The sequence below is a fragment of the Pseudoalteromonas lipolytica genome (genome assembly GCF_900116435.1).
GTDB lineage: Bacteria > Pseudomonadota > Gammaproteobacteria > Enterobacterales > Alteromonadaceae > Pseudoalteromonas > Pseudoalteromonas lipolytica.
The window spans coordinates 41848-62902 of sequence record NZ_FPAZ01000021.1 but is presented as its reverse complement, the minus strand read 5'-3'; the positions used below and the strand labels follow the sequence as shown (position 1 = coordinate 62902).

At 41.4% G+C, this 21055-nt stretch carries 14 protein-coding genes; 9 read left to right on the top strand and 5 right to left on the bottom strand.

The window, feature by feature from the left end; all coding sequences use genetic code 11:
* Positions 1 to 15: 15 nt before the first annotated feature.
* Complete coding sequence (locus BM378_RS18270; RefSeq protein WP_074989740.1) at positions 16 to 345, bottom strand: ribonuclease E inhibitor RraB; 330 nt, start codon at positions 343 to 345, stop codon at positions 16 to 18.
* A 170-nt stretch (positions 346 to 515) separates the two neighbouring features.
* Here BM378_RS18270 and BM378_RS18265 point away from each other — a divergent pair, with 170 nt between their 5' ends.
* The 6 genes from BM378_RS18265 to BM378_RS18240 all read left to right on the top strand — a co-directional run bounded on the left by BM378_RS18265 (position 516) and on the right by BM378_RS18240 (position 12082).
* On the top strand, positions 516 to 2243 hold the full coding sequence (locus BM378_RS18265; RefSeq protein ID WP_074989739.1) for an autotransporter assembly complex protein TamA: 1728 nt from the start codon (positions 516 to 518) through the stop codon (positions 2241 to 2243).
* Positions 2243 to 5944, top strand: a complete 3702-nt coding sequence (gene tamB / locus BM378_RS18260; RefSeq protein ID WP_074989738.1) for an autotransporter assembly complex protein TamB — start codon at positions 2243 to 2245, stop codon at positions 5942 to 5944. The genes BM378_RS18265 and tamB overlap by 1 nt, the downstream gene beginning before the upstream one ends.
* 296 nt (positions 5945 to 6240) lie before the next feature.
* On the top strand, positions 6241 to 7131 hold the full coding sequence (locus BM378_RS18255) for a peptidylprolyl isomerase (RefSeq protein WP_074989737.1): 891 nt from the start codon (positions 6241 to 6243) through the stop codon (positions 7129 to 7131).
* A gap of 260 nt (positions 7132 to 7391) precedes the next feature.
* Positions 7392 to 11282, top strand: coding sequence for an ATP-dependent RNA helicase HrpA (gene hrpA, locus BM378_RS18250; RefSeq protein WP_074989736.1), 3891 nt, complete (start codon positions 7392 to 7394; stop codon positions 11280 to 11282).
* An 83-nt stretch (positions 11283 to 11365) separates the two neighbouring features.
* Positions 11366 to 11773, top strand: a complete 408-nt coding sequence (locus tag BM378_RS18245; protein ID WP_256213682.1) for a response regulator — start codon at positions 11366 to 11368, stop codon at positions 11771 to 11773.
* A 9-nt stretch (positions 11774 to 11782) separates the two neighbouring features.
* Positions 11783 to 12082, top strand: a complete 300-nt coding sequence (locus BM378_RS18240; RefSeq protein WP_036969429.1) for a PilZ domain-containing protein — start codon at positions 11783 to 11785, stop codon at positions 12080 to 12082.
* A 12-nt stretch (positions 12083 to 12094) separates the two neighbouring features.
* On the opposite strand, the gene BM378_RS18235 is transcribed toward BM378_RS18240, so the two are convergent.
* Complete coding sequence (locus tag BM378_RS18235; protein ID WP_036969427.1) at positions 12095 to 13285, bottom strand: class I SAM-dependent methyltransferase; 1191 nt, start codon at positions 13283 to 13285, stop codon at positions 12095 to 12097.
* Positions 13286 to 13420: 135 nt separating this feature from the next.
* Between BM378_RS18235 and BM378_RS18230 the strand changes: the two genes are divergently transcribed.
* Together BM378_RS18230 and BM378_RS18225 are read left to right on the top strand one after the other, a co-directional pair.
* Positions 13421 to 14068 (top strand): HD domain-containing protein, encoded by a 648-nt coding sequence (locus BM378_RS18230; RefSeq protein WP_036969424.1) that lies wholly within the window; start codon positions 13421 to 13423, stop codon positions 14066 to 14068.
* A gap of 2 nt (positions 14069 to 14070) precedes the next feature.
* Complete coding sequence (locus BM378_RS18225) at positions 14071 to 14463, top strand: VOC family protein (protein WP_074989735.1); 393 nt, start codon at positions 14071 to 14073, stop codon at positions 14461 to 14463.
* Positions 14464 to 14485: 22 nt separating this feature from the next.
* Here BM378_RS18225 and BM378_RS18220 read toward each other — a convergent pair whose 3' ends face one another.
* Positions 14486 to 15475 (bottom strand): response regulator, encoded by a 990-nt coding sequence (locus BM378_RS18220; protein WP_036969419.1) that lies wholly within the window; start codon positions 15473 to 15475, stop codon positions 14486 to 14488.
* Positions 15476 to 15484: 9 nt separating this feature from the next.
* Entirely contained in the window at positions 15485 to 18802 is a 3318-nt protein-coding gene (locus tag BM378_RS18215) for a PAS domain S-box protein (RefSeq protein ID WP_074989734.1), read from the bottom strand.
* A 138-nt stretch (positions 18803 to 18940) separates the two neighbouring features.
* Between BM378_RS18215 and BM378_RS18210 the strand changes: the two genes are divergently transcribed.
* Positions 18941 to 20011: a GGDEF domain-containing protein gene (locus BM378_RS18210; RefSeq protein WP_036969415.1), complete on the top strand. Its 1071-nt coding sequence runs from the start codon at positions 18941 to 18943 to the stop codon at positions 20009 to 20011.
* Here BM378_RS18210 and BM378_RS18205 read toward each other — a convergent pair.
* Positions 20008 to 20988, bottom strand: coding sequence for an ion channel (locus BM378_RS18205; protein WP_036969411.1), 981 nt, complete (start codon positions 20986 to 20988; stop codon positions 20008 to 20010). The two genes, BM378_RS18210 and BM378_RS18205, sit on opposite strands and share 4 nt — an antisense overlap.
* Positions 20989 to 21055 lie beyond the last annotated feature (67 nt).

The window sequence follows — 21055 nt, the reverse complement described above, 5'->3', positions numbered from 1 at the left end:
CGTTATGTCGCGTGTTTATTCGTCAGCCATTAAACCCCAACCATCACCATAGCCGTTGTGGCTATTTGCGATGCTCTCGAGGTATTGTTCAGTTTGGCTTAATAGCGTGTGGTCAGGAACCATTTCAACACGTGTAACGACTTCCCACACCCCGGTGTCGGGACACTTTACTAACTCTGTTGCAGGCGCTAGTTCATCACTTGCAATTGCCGTTGCGAACTTTTCTGCTTCAGGTTTTTGTTCAAAAAGAATATAGAAATCTATTACTTGCATGCTGGTTAAATCAACACCAGCCGCTGCAATTTCTGCTAATAATTGACCATTTTCGTCGTCAGTGAAATGCATTTAATCGCTCATTCATTATAAATCTAGGAATTGTTAGCTATTGTAGCGAAAATAATTGGTTAACGCGCACTAATTTTAACACTTCAATTATGTCAGTGGCTATTTCACTGTGCTAGTATCATTTTGTATTTATCTGATTTATGACACTTTCAAAAAAGTAAGGATATTTTTTGTACATTCGGCATTTCTTTTTTGTCTTTTTAATTTTATTTTTTTCACTGAGTAATAATGCATTTAGTGCTGAAACGATCATCAAAGATTATAAAATTCAAGGGGTCAATGGCGACCTTGAAAAAAACGTCGCGCTTTACATTAAACCATTAATAGATGAAAAAACGTCTAAAGCCTTGCAGCGTCATGCTAAAAGCCAAGTAAAAGCGAGCTTAAAAGCACTGGGGTATTATAAGCCTGTCGTTAAAATAAAATTTGATAACGCCGAGCAGTTGGTCATCGTTGATATAGAGCGTGGGCCAGTGACACGTATATCCGACGTCGATATTACCATTAGCGGGGCCGGTAAAGCGGATCCTGAGTTTATGGTTGCTGTAGATGGTATTAGTTTAAAACCGGGTGATTTTTTAAATCACGCTAAATATGAAGCGGCAAGGAAGCGTATTGAAAGTCAACTTTTAGAGCTGGGGTATTTTGATGCTAAATGGCATGCACATACCTTAGCTGTATCTCTTAAGAAAAACAGTGCGAAAATTACCTTCAATGTTGATACCGGTCCTCGTTATCAATTTGGTGAAATAACGATAGGTAATCAAACGCCAGCTGAAAAATACATTCGATCTTTAGCTGAATTTAAGGCAGGTCAACCTTACAAATCAACAGAAGTATCCGACTACAATCTAGCGCTCTCGAGTACCCCTTATTTTACGAGTGTACGAGTCTATGCCGACATAGCAAATCGAAAAGATGGCAAGGTGCCAGTGAATGTTGATGTTTTGCACAAGCCTGCAAATAGTTACGAAGTAGGGGGAGGATTTAGTACCGACCTAGGCCCAAAAGTGCGTTTTAAATGGTCTAAACCGTGGATTACACAAGACGGACACTATCTCGAAAGCAACCTGAATGTCTCTGAAAAGCAACAAGACATATCGTTAGGTTATACTGTGCCGGTAAATGATCCAAATGATGATTTATGGCGTTTTTCAGTCGGTTATAAGCTCGAAGATAAGCTGACGAATGATGTATACAGTAAAATTTTAACAGCCCAACTGCAGCGCCAGTGGTTAACTGATGATGAGTGGGTGCGTACTGCCTTTTTAAGACGCGATAGAGAAACCTACCAAATTGGCGATGAAGAGCAAAGCTCTAAAATGCTGATGCCAGGCATTAGTTATGCGAAAAAAGACACCGAAGGTGGCACAACACCTTACGAGGGTTATCAATGGCTTATATCTGCTGAATTTGGTTTAAAAGACATGTTTTCAACGACAAATATTTTGCGACTTCAATTGCAGAACGCTTGGCTTACAACCGTTGCTGATCGTCACATGATATTTTTACGTGCTAATTTGGGGGCCATGTTAGTGGATGATATTGACAATGTGCCTTTTTCACTGCGTTTCTATGCGGGGGGGGACCAAAGTGTCCGTGGTTTTGCATATCAATCAATTTCTCCTGAAGATGAAAAAGGTCGCCTTATTGGGGGGAAATACCTAGCCACTGGAACTGTTGAGTATAACTATCAATTTGCAGAACATTGGCGAGCTGCCGTCTTTGTAGACAGTGGTACAGCGACTAATGATTTTACTGATCGTGTTGAAGTAGGTGCTGGTTTTGGTTTTCGTTACTTAACGCCCGTTGGACCCGTTCGCATTGATCATGCGTGGGGGCTGACAAAAGAAAGTAAAAGTACCCGTTTAAGTATTACCATAGGGCCTGAAATTTAATGAACAAGTTTAAAAAAACGACGACGATTTTATCAGCCATATTAGTCAGCGTAGGCGTCATACTTTTTTGTTTATTATTCACCGCGCCAGGAAATCACTTTATTGCATATTCAGCTAATAAATTAGTAGATGGCTTGAAGATAAATTTACCGAGCGGGCGTTTTTTGTACAATGATGCATTCGATATCTCGTACGATAAACAAGGACTTAAGTTTTCAGCAAAACAACTAAAAATTGATTTGTACTGGTGGGGGTGTGATGGTGTTTGTGTAGACAACTTAAGTGCGCAAACAATAGATTTAAAACTTGATACACCCCCCTCTTTGGCAGAAAACCCACAACCAACCGATACAGAAATGACTGACGGTGAGCCCACCACGGCTGAGCAAATAACGTTGCCGATAAATGTCACAGTTAAACGCATTGCTGTTAATCGTTTTACCTTGGAGCATGCAAGTGCTGATGTGACGGTGAGCAAATTAAACCTGACAGCCTATGCATCACAATCTGATATCAACGTACACGCATTTACTATCGCCGATATTGCAGTTGCATTGCATGAAGTAAAAGAAGCCCCAAAAAGTGCGCCGCTGAATGAGCTGCCAGCTCTACCATCACTTGATTTTACCTTACCAATTAATGTGCAATTGCACGCATTTAAGGTCGATAAAGTTGCAATAACTCCTTTTGCAGCTGAAAGTGCGCACGTTATTAACAACATTGAACTTGAAGCGATAGCGAAAGAGAGTGAAATCAGCGTCGAGAAATTGGCTGCACGTTACATTGACTGGCAGTTGAATACCCAGTTTCATGCGCTTTTAAGGGGTGATAATAAAGTTGATGCCTCGTTGTCTGTGGTTAATTCTCAGCACCAAGCAACTCTTGGCTTAAATGGGCGTTTAGGGGATTTAAACTTAAACCTCACTACGCAGGGTCAATACCCAGCTACACTGAGTGGTCAAGTCAATCTACAACAAACGAATTACCCGTTTAGCCTAAAAGGTGGCATTGATACGTGGCTGTTAGACACAGAAGCTGCGCAATTACGTTTATCTGACCTTGCTATCAGTATGCAAGGCGATGCGGATGATTACGCCATTAATGTGAATTTAACAAGTCGGCTAGGTGCATACCCTGCGATGTTAACTGAAATGCAGGCAAATGGAGGCCTTACACGAGTCAAAATTGATCAACTAAAGCTCAGTGCTAACGACAGCCAAGCTACGGTTAACGCATCAGCAGATTGGTCTGAGGGCGTGACAAGTCAGTTTTCAGGCACGTTAAGCGATTTAAAAGCTCAGTACTTAACGGATGCCGTAAGCAGTAATTTATCTGGCAAGTTTAATGGCTCCTTCACTCTAAAAGACGAGGATTGGCAGCTAATCTTAGCAAACACAGTGATTGATGGCACAGTAAATGATATCCCTGTGAACGTCGCCTCTGACTTTAAACTCGACAGCAGCCTTCACGCGAGTTTTGATAAGCTTGAGCTTAAAAGTGGAAATAACGAAATTACACTATCGGGTCAAGTCGATGATACATGGCTTGTTGACGGTAAAATCCGCCTTGATGCAAGTGAACAAAGTGTGCTTCCTTTGCAGGGGAAAGGAAGTGCAGATCTTAAATTGCGCGGAGCACGCCTTGAACCGACAGCCAATGTGAACTTGCTCCTCAATACTTTAAGTTATCAGGATATCCAAGTTGAGGGTTTAGCGTTAAACGGGCAGTTTGATTATGCTGCGGACTGGCAAACAGAGATATCGCTTATTTTGGATTCAGCTAGTTTTGCTGAGCACAAAATTAATCAGATTGAACTTAATGCCTCAGGTGACAAAACGGATCACCATGTCGTATTTTTACTGGATGCTGATCAAGGTAAAGTGTCGTTTGATTTAGATGGAAAGTTCACAAAGAACACGTGGCAAGGGGCGTTAAGTCAAATACTTGTTACCGATAATAAAGTTCGTTTTGGAACAGATAAAGCCATTAATGTCAGTGTAAATACGCAGACGCAAGACTTTAATGTCTCGGCACACTGTTGGCAAAGTGAAAAGTCTCAGTTGTGTGTAAACACCTTGCAGCAAACAAAGCAATTGGGTCAACTTAATGCGCAACTTGGGGCGTTATCGATACCAGAGTTTAAACATTTCTTACCTGATAATCTCGATTTAACCGGCTTAGCGCAAGGTGAGTTTGTTGCCAACTGGCATAACGCAGAGCTAAAAACCCTGCGAGCTAACATTAATACGCAAGAACTAGCTGCATCACTAATCGATGGTGCGACAGTTTATAAGCTACCGATTGAGGTCTTCAGCCTGTCTGCGATAAGTGATGCAGAAACGGCGAAGCTTGAAGCGACACTCGACTCATCAGTACTTGGAAAAGTAACCTCACAAATTAATGTAGAGGATATTCAAAATCAGCAATTACTCTCGGGTGATCTGGTTATTGAAAAAATTCTACTCACGAATATACAGCCTTTTATTGGCACGTTAGAGCAGCTAAATGGTGATATTAAGGGTCAGCTTGCCTTGGCAGGTTCATTAAAAGAGCCACTCATTAATGGTGAGCTTAATGTTGACAGCATTAACTTAGAAGGAGCAACGCTTCCTGTTTCATTGCAAAACTCACAGGTGAATATCGCTTTTAATAATCAAAGTGCGACAGTGACTGGTGAGCTAAAAGACCGTGAAGGGGGAGCGCTAAAGTTATCTGGGGGTGTTGATTGGCATGCAGATTTACCCGATGTAAATTTACAATTGCAAGGCAATGAGTTCTTTGTACGTGCGCAACAAGATGTCACCTTTAAAGTGTCGCCTGAGCTCACTATGTCATTAAAAAATAATGCCTTTAACCTTGAAGGGCAGGTTGTTGTTCCGTGGGGGCGGATTGCCATTGAGGAGCTACCCGAGGGGGCTGTGCAAGTCAGTGATGACGAAGTCATTGTGGATATTGAACAACAACAAGCTGAAAAAGTTCCTTTCGATTACGCTATCAACTTAAAGGTACTGGTTGAAAGAGACGTGCGTATTGATTCATTTGGATTACAGTCAAAAGTCGAAGGGGATATTAATATCAACATGGACCAGACGACACCGATGATTGCCACCGGAGAATTAAACCTTGTTGAAGGAACCTACCGCGCTTTTGGCCAAGATTTACAAATACGGACAGGTCAAGTTGGCTTTAGTGGCTCTGTAGATAAACCGTATTTAAATATTAAAGCTATTCGCAACCCTGATAACACCGCAAATGGTGTGGTTGCGGGTATTACTTTAACCGGGAATGTGGAACAGCCATCGTTAAAAGTGTTCTCAGAGCCGGCAATGGATCAAGCACAAGCATTGGCTTACTTATTGAATGGTCAGCCACTTGACGAAGGGGACAGCTCAACCGATGCAATGTTGACGCAACTATTATTAGCGCAAGGTGTTAACCGCAGTGAAGGTGTGGTATCTAAAATTGGCGAAAGCTTTGGTTTATCGGATGTGAGCTTGAGTTCTACAGGCAGTGGCGATGATACTAAAGTTGAAATATCAGGCTATGTTACGCCCGGTATTCAAGTGAAATACAGCGTGGGGATTTTTGATTCATTGAGTGAGGTGGCAGTGCGCTATCAACTCTTGTCACAACTGTATATTGAAGTAACCAGCGGTCTTTATCAAAATGTTGATATTCTGTATAAATTTGACTGGGATTAATAGCCATACCAATCTGCAATAAGACTTAATCATGTTGAGGGACTAAACCTGTCGCTGCCTGTGTTAAAAATGTCTGATTTACGACTGCATGGATGCAGGAGGTAGAGCAATGCAGGAGCAATTGCAGTGAACACCTCAATAACGACATTTTTGCCTTGTTATCAACGAGGTTATATTGCCTCAACATAGAGCACTTAATTAAGCGAATCGTATCACAGTGCGTTGGGGTATTTTTACTTGCTTAATTGTTAAGAAGTTAATAGGCTGAATTGTCAATTACTTAAAAGATAATAATAATGAAATTTAGTCTATTAACGGTATGCGTTGCTGCACTTTTAACAGGGCCTATTCACGCTGCTGATAACGTTGAAAAACGCTCAGCAGCTGAAACTATTGAAACCGCAGATGAGTCTCAATGGCGCATTGTGCAACCAAACAACGTTCTTAAACTTACTCTCCCGACGGGTGCCGCGTATATTGAGCTCAATGATGGCTTGGCGCCTTTGCACGCCAAAAATATGCGACTACTCGCCCAAGAAGGTTTTTATCAAGGGCTGAGTATTTACCGCTTTGTTGAAGGTTTTGTCGCGCAAGGTGGTGACGCGAATGAAACAAAGTCGGTTAAAAAGGCGAAAAAAGCGCTGCCTGCTGAATTTTACTTCAAAACGGATACACCACTGGCGATCACTGAATTAAAAGGCCCAGATGGTTACGCAGTAAAAACGGGCTTTCTAAATGGGTTTGCGGTTGCGCAAAATGAAAGTCAAACACAAACATGGCAAGTGCATTGCCCCGGCATCTTTGCAATGGCTCGTGATAACGATATTAACAGTGGTGGCACAGAATTTTATGTCACGATAGGTAATGCACAGCGCTACCTAGACCGAAATATTACAGTGTTTGGGCGTGTATTAGAGGGGATGGAGCACTTTAATCAATTAATGCGAAAGCCCATTGAAGGTGCGGTATTTAATCCTATTACAGATATGCAAGTTCTGGCTGATATTACAGACATTGATACAAGCCAGTTTAAAGTAATGAAAACAGATTCAACTGCTTTTAAACAGTTAATCGATGCGCGCAAAAATCGAGTAGAAGATTGGTTCGTTGAAAGTCCACATTACATCGACGTATGTGCCATGTCTATTCCAACCGAGCGAATAATGCCAAGTAGCAGTAATACTTAATCATTTTGAGGGATTAAACCTGTCGCTACCTGTGTTAAAAGTGTCTGATTTACGACTGCATGGGTGCAAGAGGTAGAGCAATGCAGGAGCAATTGCCGAGAACACTTCAATAACGACATTTTTGCCTTGTTATCAACTCGGTTTGATTGCCTCAAAACTGTTCATTTAATTGAGCGAATTGGCATAAATAAGCCATGACCACCCAATAGATTATTTGATACAATGGTTGCCCTATTGGCAAATAACTATAAGGGTATCGGGTGGTTAACCTAGGTCCGCTGTTCGGCGAATTAAAAACATGCTTACGCAAAGATCAATTCATCCTCAAAAAACGCCTGCATGGCATCAAAAAAATAAACGATGAAACAAAGCAAGCGAACATAGCGCAAAAAATCGCGGATGATATTGCTCGCTCACAGCAATTGCGTGTTCAACGTATAGCGGCATTACCAACAGTAACCTATCCAGAGCAACTTCCTGTTAGCCAAAAGAAAGAGGATATTAAGCAGGCGATTGCCAACAACCAAGTGGTGATCATTGCAGGTGAAACTGGCTCGGGTAAAACAACACAAATTCCAAAAATGTGCTTAGAGCTTGGTCGTGGGGTAGAGGGCTACATAGGGCATACTCAACCAAGGCGTTTGGCAGCTCGCAGCGTTGCTAACCGTATTGCTGAAGAGATGCAATGTGAGCTTGGTCAGCAAGTCGGTTTTAAAATTCGTTTTAGTGATCAGGTCTCAGATAATAGTTATATAAAATTGATGACCGATGGTATTTTGCTGGCTGAAATTCAGCAAGACCGCTTTTTAAATCAATATGATACGATTATTATCGATGAAGCCCATGAGCGTAGCCTAAATATCGATTTTATTTTGGGCTATTTAAAGAATTTATTGCCAAAACGCCCCGATCTAAAAGTCATTATTACCTCAGCAACCATCGATCCAGAGCGATTTTCTCAGCATTTTGATGACGCCCCGATTATTGAAGTGTCAGGACGCACTTTCCCTGTAGAAGTACGTTATCGCCCAACTACAGAGATTAATAAAGAAGAGATGGAAGCCGATGGTGACCAACTGCAAGGTATTTTTGATGCCGTTGACGAGCTGTGTGACGAAGGACCCGGTGACATTCTTATCTTTATGAATGGTGAGCGTGAAATACGCGACACTGCCGATGCGCTTTCTAAACGCAACTTAAAAGGCGCAGATATCCTGCCACTCTATTCGCGTTTATCGAATGCAGAACAAAATCGTATTTTTGCACCGCATTCACGTCGCCACATCATTTTAGCCACAAATGTGGCAGAAACCTCGTTAACCGTGCCCGGCATTCGGTATGTTATTGACCCAGGCACCGCGCGAATTAGCCGTTACAGCTACCGTACTAAAGTACAACGCTTACCAATAGAGCCAATTTCACAAGCCAGTGCCAATCAGCGTAAAGGCCGTTGTGGTCGTATCGAAGCGGGTATTTGTATTCGTTTATACAGCGAAGATGATTTTAATTCGCGTCCAGAATTTACTGACCCTGAAATTCTACGTACTAACTTAGCGTCGGTTATTTTGCAAATGCTAGGCCTTGGGCTGGGCGATATGCAACAATTTCCGTTTGTACAAGCGCCAGACAGTCGTAACATCAATGATGGTTTAACGTTACTCGAAGAGCTTGAGGCGGTTAAACCAGCTAAGCGCCATAAGCAAACTGAGCTGACTAAATCAGGACGTAGTTTAAGTCGTTTACCCGTCGACCCGCGTTTAGCCAAAATGGTGCTAACCGCAGACAGCCTTGGGGCATTGCGTGAAGTCATTATTATTGTTGCTGCGCTTTCGATTCAAGACCCTCGTGAGCGACCCCAAGAAAAGCGGGGGGCAGCTGATGAAAAACATGGCCGATTTGATGATCCAGATTCAGACTTTATCGCATTTTTAAATCTGTGGAATTATCTTGAAGAGCAACAAAGTGAGTTAAGCAATAGTCAGTTTAGAAAGCTGTGTCAAAAAGACTTTTTAGCTTATATGCGTATTCGAGAATGGCAAGATATCGTTTATCAACTGTCGACCGTGTGTAATGAAATGGGCATGAAAGCAACAACTAACGTAGCCGACAGCGACCGAATTCATCAGTCACTCTTAAGCGGTATGTTGAGCCACATTGGTTTTAAAGACGAAAAACAAATTTACAAAGGCGCACGTAATAGTCAGTTCCATATTTTTCCGGGCTCAGGATTATTTAAAAAGAGCCCTAAGTGGATTATGGCTGCGGAGCTGGTGGAGACAAGTAAACTCTACGCGCGTATAAATGCCCGTATCGACCTTAAATGGGTTGAAGGTTTTGCTCAACATTTAGTGAAGCGCAGCTACAGCGAGCCTCATTGGGAGAAAAAACCGGGTGCTGTTATCGCCTTCGAGCAGCAAACTTTATACGGCCTGCTTATTGTTAATAAGCGTCGTTGTGTATACAGCAAAATTGATCCTAAAGTGAGCCGAGAGCTGTTTATTCGTGGCGCTTTGGTTGAACAAGAGCTTGGTCAGAATGAAGGCTTTTTACAGTATAACCAAGAGCTTATTGATGATATTCAAGTGCTTGAGAATAAGTCTCGTCGTCGCGATATCTTAGTGGATGAGCAAACACTGTATGAGTTTTACGACAAAAAAATTCCTGCTGATATCAACAATCGTGCGGCATTTAACGCCTGGTGGAAGCAACAAAAACAAAAAGATAAACGCTTTTTGCACATGTCACGTGAAGCGTTAATGCAGCATGGTGCTGATCATGTCACCGAATTTGATTACCCAGATACATGGCAACAAGAAAACTTACTCTTGCCGCTGACGTACCATTTTGATCCAGGGCAAGCTGTTGATGGTGTTGCGGTTCAAATTCCGGTTGCATTACTTAATCAAGTACAAGAAACCGGCTTTGATTGGCATATTCCTGCGTTTAGGCATGAGTTGATTTGCGCATTAATTAAGTCATTACCAAAAACACTACGCCGTAATTTTGTTCCAGCTCCGAACTACGCCGATGCTGTATTAGCGGCAATTGAGCCTATGCAAGGCAATTTAATTGACGCCATAAGCACTCGTTTGCTGCGTATGACAGGGGTACGTGTTGAGCCAGACGCTTGGGATTACTCAACGTTGGCCCCTCATTTGCGTTTGCAGTTTGAAGTTCGCGATGAGCACGATAAGTTACTTGCTCGAGGTCTAAATTTGGCTAAGCTGAAAGCTCAGCTTCAGGGCAAAGTCACCGATACCTTATCAAAAGTGGCTGATAAAGGCATAGAAAAAGCCGACTTAACACAGTGGAGCTTTGGTGAGTTACCAGCTTCCTATGTTAAAAAGCAAGGTCAGTATGAAATAAAAGCGTTTCCAGCTTTAGTCGATAAAAAAGACTCCGCTGCGGTTGAGTTATTTGATAACGAACAAAAAGCACAGCAGGCGCACCAACAGGGCTTACGTCGTTTAGTGCTTTTAAATGTACCGTCACCGATTAAGTATTTGCAGCAAAATTTACCTAATAAATCTAAGCTTGGGTTGTATTTTAACCCCTTTGGTAAAGTGAATGATTTGATTGATGATTGTATTGCTGCAGGTGTTGATAGTTTATTGATAAAGTACGGCAACATTCGTACTCAGCAAGCATTTGAGCAGGCTAAAGAGCAAATTCGTGGTGAGTTGGGCGATACGGTGGTCGACATAGCAACGCAAGTTGAGCAAGTGCTCAGCATTGCTCACAGTCTTAATAAGCGTATGAAAGGGCGCGTAGATTTAACCATGATCACTGCTCATGGTGATATTAAATCACAATTACAAAGCCTCGTTTTTAAAGGGTTTGTAAGTCAGCACGGCGCGGCAAAAATGGCGGATTTAATTCGTTATTTAAAAGCGATTGAACGTCGTCTAGAAAAACTCCCTGTTGATCCTAATCGAGATCGTTTATGTGTACTTGAACTAGAAAAAGTGGCTGAACAGTATCAAAAACTGGCGAATAAAATTCCCAAAGGAATGCCCGTACCTGATGAAATCAGGTCTATTTTTTGGATGCAGCAGGAATTACGTGTTTCTTTATTTGCACAAACACTAGGGACACCTTATCCTGTATCTGCAAAGCGTGTTTTAAACGCAATCAAAGAATGTGAGTTATAATTCAGTAAAGGTATGCGCAATGAAACAGTGAATTCATTGCGCTTGAATTAGTAACACAAATGCTAAAAGGAGATTATGTGGGCATAGAAAAGGATAAACCGATTGCAGTTCCAGCAGACACTTCACGTCGAGTACGACCAGAAATTTTGGTTGTTGACGATGAATATTTTAACTTCGAAATGCTCAAAGCAACCTTAAGTAATGAGTTTTCGTTAAGCTATGCAGATTCAGGAACATCGTGTTTGGCATCGGCTATTGCAAACCCTCCCAATGCCATTTTATTAGATGTGTGTATGCCTGGTCTTGATGGTTATGACACGTGTCGGTTATTAAAAAACACCCCGGAAACAGAAAATATCCCCGTTGTTATGGTATCTGGCTTAGAATCTGAACTTGAGCAAAAAGCAGGATTTGATGCTGGATGTGACGCCTATGTAGTGAAACCATTTTCTGTAAAAACACTCATAGAAAAAATAAAAGCACTTGTGTAAGGAGGCGTCATGTTCCATGAGGAAAAGCGCGATTTTCGCCGCATGCAAATTCATACCCCCGCAAAGTTAATACCTTTAGAGGGCGAAAATAGTCACACCGAAATAGTCGTTACATGCACTGATTTAAGTGCAACAGGCTTAGCAATATGTTGTGATGAAGTATTAGAAATTGGCAGTGTTTACCGAGTGGTGATTGCCTCTACGAGCACAGCAATCACCTCGTTTGATGCAACAGTTAAAGTTATTAGAGCAACCAAGGAGCAAGATGGCTCCTTGAGTGCAGGACTTGAAATTGTTCACTTTAACTAGGTTTTAGCTGTTTTAGTACACTTTACAGATAAGGCCTTTTAGGTAAAAACCTTCGGGGTAGCTGCCAGCAATAGGGTGGTCGGCAGCTTGGTTTAATCGTTCCATAATCAGTAAATCTTTACCTGCATCTAGCGCTGCATCGGCAACCACTTTTTGAAATAAGTTTTGTTCCATTAAGCCAGAGCACGAGAACGTTAATAAGGTGCCACCGGGCTTTAGTATTTGCATCGCAATCATATTAATATCTTTATAGCCGCGACATGCGCCGGTCAGCTGTGCTTTATTGTCTGCAAATTTAGGCGGGTCCATCACGATGGTATCAAACAGCTTGCCTTCATCACGGTATTGACGCAGTAACTTAAAGACGTCTTGCTTAACAAAGTCGACTTTATTCAAATCTAGGTTGTTGTGCTCCACATTGCGTCTGGCGGTATCGAGCGCAGGTTGTGATACATCCACATTGGTTACATGCTGACAGCCGCCACGTAATGCGTACAGCGAAAATGTGCCAGTATAACTGAAGCAGTTAAGCACTGTTTTATCTTTAGAGAAGCGTTCTAGAGCCGCACGACTGTCACGTTGGTCTAAATAAAAGCCTGTTTTATGACCTTCTATAATATCGACTTCTAGCTTTAGGCCGTTTTCTTCAATTAATACGGGCTCTGTCGGTGCATTACCCCACAGAACACCTTTGATTGGATCTAACCCTTCTTTTGTTCGCACGTCGACATCAGAGCGCTCGTAGATATCGCAGCCAGGAAAAATAGCCATTAGTGCCGCGACTATTTCGCCCTTATGGCGCTCTGCACCTGCACTGAGTAACTGACATACTAATACGTTATCAAACTTGTCGATTGTGATACCCGGTAAGTAATCAGACTCCGCAGCACTTAAACGAAAGCCTGTTAAGCCTCCCTCGCTGATCACTTGCTGGCGTGCATCGTACGCACGGCGAAGACGCTTTTCGAAGAATGCTTGATCAATCACTTCGTTTTGGTCAAAGCTCCATACACGTGCGCGTATTTGTGACTCTGGGCTGTAAGCTGCAATGGCGAGAAACTTACCGTCATTATCATAAATAGTAACCGTATCACCTAGTCCTGGTTTACCTTTTACTTTTTTAATGGCTTTAGAGAACACCCAAGGGTGTTTTCTTTTTAATGATTTTTCTCGTCCAGCTTGTAGGTAAATAGCAGATGACATAGGGATTCTCGCGTCAAACAAAAGGGGGCATAGTTTAATGAAGCACTGGCAAACATACAATGAATGTTTTGAACAAATCCAGTAACCACGTTAAAGTAAGCATAATTTCAATCAGTTAATGGTAACAGCCGCTTTATGCAGTCAAAAATAGACTTTGCAGAACTTGAAACCCAGTGTCGAGATTTTATTTTATCTTTACTTCATGCCGATGTGGCACACGACATTAGCCACATTGAGCGAGTGGTGAGGGTTGCAAAACAGCTGTGCACTGCAGAAGAGGCTAATATGGCAGTCGTGTTACCCGCAGCCTGGTTACATGATTGCGTTGCGGTTGCTAAAAACCACCCTGATAGAGCGAAAGCGTCAACAATGGCTGCCGACAAAGCGTTGAGTTTTTTATCATCCATTAATTACCCTGAGCAATACTTTGCCGCAATTCATCACGCCATTGTTGCACATAGTTTTAGCGCTAACATCGCTGTACAAAGTGTTGAAGCACAAATAGTCCAAGACGCTGATCGAATGGATGCATTAGGGGCTATTGGGGTAAGTCGCTGCATGAAAGTGGGTGGCTCGATAGGGCGTTATCTTTACCATAAAGACGATCCATTCTGTTTACATCGTGAGCCTGATGACACTAAATACACGCTTGATCACTTTTTTATTAAACTATTACATATCGCCCAAAGTATGAATACTCCCTCGGCGAAAGATGAAGCAAAAAGACGAACAGAGTATATGTTGGCCTTTCTAGAGCAACTTAAATCTGAGATTGGTGAGTAACCATGGGTATACCTTTATTAAACGGGGTTGATCACTGCCATTTAAATGTTGATGATTTGACGCGGGCAGTGACATGGTACCGTGATGTGTTAGGTTTTTCTGTGGTTCCTGAGCTTGCTTTTTGGGATGAAGGTAAAGGTCCATTAACCCTTGAAGATCAGGCAAAAACAATCCGTCTCGCATTATTTGAAGCGCCCGGCAATAGTAAAGGGATCGCTTTTAGTGTAAACGCAGAGCAATTTTTAGCGTGGCTTGAGCATTTAGCTCAATTTAATATAAAAACGGTGATTGCCGACCATGGTGTGACTTATTCTATGTATTTTAAAGACTGTGCTGGCAACAGTCATGAAATTACCTCTCATGATTATGAGCAAATTAAAAAGGGCCTTGAGTAAGGCCCCTTTTAATAGGTATAAACTAGCGAGAGTAAGTGTTTTTAATCTCGATAATTGCGTCGATTTGGCCAATGAATAAATCGACGAGTTGGGGATCAAAGTGTTTACCTGATTCGGCTTGTAGCAGCTCTACTGCTTTTTCAACCGGCCACGCATCTTTGTATGGGCGCACAGAGGTGAGTGCATCAAATACATCAGCAATACTGACGATACGACCTTCAATGCTGATCTCTTCTCCTTTTAAACCAAGAGGGTAACCCGTACCATCCCACTTTTCATGATGCTCCAGTGCAAGCTTATGAGCGAGCTGTAATAGGGGAGAGCTTGAATTTTCGAGTATTTTTGCACCAATGACAGCATGTTGCTTCATATGCTCAAACTCGTTGGCATCTAAACGGCCGGGTTTTAAAAGTACCGAATCAGGTATGCCTATTTTGCCAACATCATGCATAGGGGCGGCTTGTTTCAACTGTTCAGCTTGGTATTCAGTCATACCATAAGCTAACGCGAGTACTTTGCTGTAGCGACTCATACGGGCGATATGCTCACCTGTATCTGTGTCTTTATATTCTGCCGCTCGGCCTAAGCGATTAATTAAATCAATATGGGCTAATTGTAATTGCTCGGCCTGCACTAGCGATAAATGTGTTTTCACTCGGGCTCGCACAATAGCAGGGCTGATGGGTTTGGTTATATAATCAACAGCACCAAGTGAAAAGCCTTCGGACTCATCTTGTTCATGGGACAGTGCCGTGACAAATATCACGGGAATATGAGCTGTTTCAGGGTTCGCTTTTAAAATTTTACATACCTCGAAGCCATTCATATCTGGCATCATGACATCCAGTAAAATTAGTTTTGGAGGTTCATTTTCAATGAGCTGCAGAGCTAAATCACCCGATTTAGCAAATGATAACCGATAGTCATTTGCAAGAACTTCACGCATGACCTTAAGATTTGCGGGCTCATCATCAACGACAAGAATTCTTGCTCGATCAGTAATTTGACTCATGACTGCTCCTTAATCAGCTGCAATGCGGTGCTTTAAATTGGCTAATGCAGTACTTGCTGCATCAAAGTCAAAGTTATCAAAATGTCCAACTATCTCTGCGACTGCGTCTTTATACTCGACAGGGGCATTGTTTTGAACATCACTCAGTAGTTCATCATCTATTTCAGCATGCTCGGCTTGATTTTGTAGTGCCTCGATGTGATTTAAAAATACGCTTATCGATACCGCTTGCGAAGGTGTTTTATCAGTATTAACCTGCTCTTGCTCATCGAGTAAAGTAGCCAGTGCTTGCCACTCTTGATAGCACGCAGTTATTAATTTAGAAAAGTCTTCTTTACCCTGTTCTTTTTCGGCCAGCGACAATAAATACAGTAATTTCGTTAGTGTCAAATTGCCCGCCACACCTTTTAGCGTGTGTAACAGTGTCGTTTGTTCAGATGCATTAAGTGTTGACTCTTTTAAACGTAGGATACTCTGCTGATGATTAGCAAGAAATAAGCGTATTTCAGTATTAAGCTTTTCTTTGCTACCCCACATTTGGATACCTTTAACATAATTGATATGTTGCTTTGCTTTGTTATCAGGCTTAGCTGTGATGTGCTTAATTTCTAAACCGAGCACTTTCGCTATCTCATGATTAACTTGTTGTATATCGACGGGTTTGTTTGCAAAGCCATTCATACCTGCTTGCTTAGCTGTGAGCTTATCTTGTTGAAGCACGCTGGCGGTCAACGCGATGATAGGTGTTTTCTTTAATTGTTGTTGCTGCTCTAATTCACGAATTTTTTTACAAGCAGTTATACCATCGCATTCAGGCATGTGGATATCCATTAAAATGATATCGAAGCTGTGTTGTTTAAATTCAGCAATAGCCTCTAGCCCATTTTTTGCTTTATACACTGTGTGGCCAGCTTGTGAGAGTAATATGTTTAATAGCTCGACATTTTGTTCAATATCATCAACCACTAAGACACGAAGAGGTGGTAATGTAAGTAGGTTATTACTGAGTTTATCTACTTTATTAATGTCGCCTTCTTGCAAAGGAAGAGAAAAGAAAAAACAACTGCCTTCGCCTTCATTACTCACGGCACTTATTGTGCCTCCCATAAGCTCGACCAATTGCTTGCTTATGGTGGTGCCTAAGCCTGTGCCGCCAAAGCGACGCGTCATCGTTCCATCGGCTTGTTCAAAAGGTTGGAAAATTGCTTTCAAGCGGTGTTTTGCAATGCCAATCCCAGTGTCTTGCACCTCAAAAAAGAGCTGATTGTTTTGTGTCTTACTGACACTAATCGTGACAGAACCTGATTCTGTAAACTTAACCGCATTACCAATTAAGTTATTGAGTACTTGACGAATACGCGCGTCATCACCGATATAAATTGGTGCGACATCATCAGCAATTTTTAAATCTAATAACAGGTTTTTGCGCTTTGCTTCAAGCCAAAAGGTAGAAACGATGTTATCGAGAAGGGCTTGTAAGTTAAAGTGCTCGTGATGAATATCGAGTTTGCCTTTTTCTAATTTTGCCGAGTCTAAAACATCGTTTAGAAGATGCAATAATGAGCGTGCTGCGGTATTTACGGTAACGATGTGCTTTTGTTGTTCTTTATTAAGTGGGCTGTCCATTAAAATATCGCTGAACCCGATAATTGCATTCATGGGCGTGCGAATTTCATGGCTCATATTTGCCATAAATGCCTGTTTAGCTTGTGCAGCGGCTTCAGCTTCTTGTTTTGCGTGTTTTAATGATTCTTCATAGATATGGCGTGCGGTAATATCAACTAATACACCATCAATCCACTGAACTTCAGAATCATCCGTTTTGTTAATAGAACCTTGATCTAATACCCAAACGACCTTACCGCTGCGATGGCGTATGCGATACTCAAGTGCATATTGATTTTTTTCAGAGATTGCTTTTGTCATGATCTCATTAATATGCGCTTCGTCTTCTTTATTTATAATGTCAGCAAAACTGATGGCTTTTGACGTAAATTCTTCGGCAGTATAGCCCGTTAGATCAAATACATTGGGACTAATGAACAGCATGCTCCAATGGTCATCGAGCAAACAACGAAATACAGCGCCAGGCGTGTTATTCATTAATGTGCGATATTGCTGTTCTTTTTCTTCTAGGCTGCGTTGTAATGCGCGTTGTTCGGTTAAATCGGTTATGAAGCCCACAAACAACGTTTCTGCATCGGGTTGTTTCACTTCACCAAGACCTAAGCGAATAGGGAATAAATGACCTTCCTTGTGTTTTGCACACACGTCGCGGTTAACGCCAATCACTTTTTTAAGAGCGTGGTTGCCACTGTTTAGCAAATAACCATCGTGCTGAGCCGCAATGTCGTCATCCATCAACACTTTCACGTTCTGACCGAGCACTTCTTCTTGTTTCCAGCCAAAGATACTTTCTGCAGATTTATTAAAGCTTAAAATAATACCGCGACAATTAATTGTCACAATACCATCGATTGCCGTACTTAAAATGGCATCGAGTCGTGATTCTTCTGCCGATTTTTCAGCAAGCAGCATACGATAGCGCACCATACCATTGATAATCGCAACGACAGCGGTTAATAACACGGTAGCAAATGACACCATGGCAGCAATAAAAACAAGATTGGTATTGTCTGTGTTATCGGATAAAAAAGGGGAGGTCGCGACAAATCGCGTTGCAGCCATGCCCATGTAATGCATACCGGCGACAGCAAAACCTAAAATAATGGCGCAAATAATCCGGTTTTGTAATGCGGTTAAATTTTGAAAGTGGTCGTTCAAATGAAAGCGAGTATACAGCCCAATAAATGATAAAAACACGGCAACAAAAATGGATGCAGCAAACCACATAGGGTCATAACGAAGTAATGGGCTCATTTCCATTGCCGCCATACCCGTGTAATGCATGGTACCAATACCTGCGCCCACTAACACAGAACTCATGAGTAACTTTAACCCTGCGGGAATATGTGCAATGTCTTTACTGCGTATTAGTGACATACCTGTGTAGCAGGCTAAAAAAGCAGGAATAAACGAAAAAAATGTCAGAGCAGGATCATAGTTAATGGTTGTGCATAAAGAAAATGCAAGCATACCAATAAAGTGCATACTCCAAATTCCGCCAGACAAGACTAGAGAGCCGGTTGCATTGCCTAGTTTTCTGTATGATTCAAAGCGGGTTTTATTGGCTAAATCAATAATATGCAATGAGAAATATGCAGCAAAAATAGCGGTAGCAATCGAAAGGACAACTAAACTAGGATTGTACACCCCACTTATGATTAAGCTTGGATTTTGATCGGTAATAAAAAATTTCGCGAGCATAATAATTCGTTCAGACTGCAAGTAATGTCAGTCTAATACAATTTGCGCTAGATTTAGAGAAAAAAGATATGACAGACTAAGTAGGATTTATTTCATTAGCTATATTTAATTAGAAAATACTTAAGTGTGAGATTACCCATGCGCAGGACTGAGCAGACACTCGTCGAGCAAATGCAAATAAATGATGTTGAAATTCAGCATAGAATGAATTTATTAGGGCTCTCTTCACAATGCTTAGCATCACTCATTAACTATAAACCACTTATCGAGTCGGCGATTGAGAAAATGGTTGATGAGTTCTATAAAAAGCAAACAGAAGTCGATGAAATTTCATTACTTATTGGAGATGCTGACACACTGACACGTTTAAGAGATGCACAAAGACAATACATTATAGATTTATTTTGTGGCTGTTATGAAAATGATTACGTTAATAATCGGCTACGTATTGGCATGGTACATAAGCGAATTGGGGTAGAGCCCAAACTTTATTTATCGGCGGTATGTACCCTTAAAGAGCTCATTTTTGATGTGTTAAGAAACACCATAAAAGACCATGCAGAGCTAAATCAAACATTAACCATTATTGATAAGCTTATTTATTTTGATACAACATTAGTGTTTGATACGTACATTGCGAGTCTTGTTGGCGAAATAGAAAATGCGAAACGAAGAACAGAAGTGTATGCGAAAGGGCTTGAAGAGAAAGTGGCGCAGCGTACACATGAACTTGAAAAACTTGCCAAACTAGACCCCCTCACAAATTTGTATAATCGCCGAGAAATGCAAGAGTTGTTTCAGCGAGAATTAGCAAGAGCGCGCCGTCAGAAGCTACCTTTGACTATTGTATATTTTGATTTAGACAACTTTAAATCAGTGAATGACACACAAGGGCATTTGAAAGGTGACGAGGTATTAAAATTCATCGGGAAATATCTTAAAAAGAATACAAGAGAAATAGACATTGCCTGTCGTTATGGGGGAGATGAATTTTGCCTGATCATGCCAGATTGCGACGTAGAAAACACCATTGCGATATGTAATAAGCTGATCGTTGCTTTTGAAGCAAAATACCCCGCGTTACATTTGAGCTTTGGCATTATTTCAGCGCCTTTAGACAGCACAGTCGGTGCTGAGGAGCTTATAAATCGTGCTGATCGGAAAATGTACGAGGCTAAAAAGCATCAAGGTTCTCACATAATCCATTAACGTGTCATACGCTTTACAAACACCACCACAAACAGCGCTAGCGAAAAGCTGCCACAAAATGCTTCAATCGCTGCTATGAGCCTTGATAATCCAATGGGGGTAATATCGCCATAGCCTAGCGTTGTAAAAGTAACAACACTAAAGTAAATGCTGTTTAAAAGTGCTGATACGTTATCATCGAACGAATTATCAAAACTAAATCTAAGCAATGAATCTTGATAGCTGACACCAAATAAAAAGTAACATATTGCGCAACAAACGATAAGAGACAGACTAAAGCGAATGACATTTTCAGGTTTTTCACCATAACCACATAACATGTCAATAAAGCTGGAAGTAATTTGTTTCGTTGATCCTTTCGGGTACTGTGCGTGGCGCATTCTTAATTCTTTATAGGTAAAGTTACCCGCGAGCTCGAAAAGCCCTTGGTGTTCAGACGCTTTACGTAAATTTCTGTATATTTCTTCGGATTGTTCAAATAAGTCGCGCGCAGTCGAGTATTGCCTATTTCGACGAGCTTTAAACGCCTCGGCTTCTTGTAGTAATTGTTCGCCTAAATCGATATTATCAATGCGGCTATCACTGAGTTTAACCCCAAGTAGGTTGGTATTTCGCAAATCGCAGTAGTGTAAGCTGGCGCTATGAAGGTTCGCTTTCATTAAGGATGCATTGGCAATTTTATTGTTGAAAAGATGTGCCCCCGACAAATTGGCTCGATAAAAATTGCAGTAAGAAAGATCATAACCTTCTTCATCATCTTTCTTTATTAAATTTAGACCCACTAAATTTGCACGTTGTAATTGCAGACCCTGAAGTAACCCGCCCTTTTTTGCATATCGTTCAAGTTTTTGAGTCAGCTCTAAGCCTGATTTATCAAATTTATTATCATGCCAAAAGCAATACCCAGAACCCATATCGGTTTCTTGACACGTGTTACCTGTTGGTGAAATGTAGCTACAACACGGTTTATCAGGCATAAGAATAAAAACTTATTTATGAGTCATCTTTATAGATTAGCAGGTATTTTACGGGGTAAAATATAAT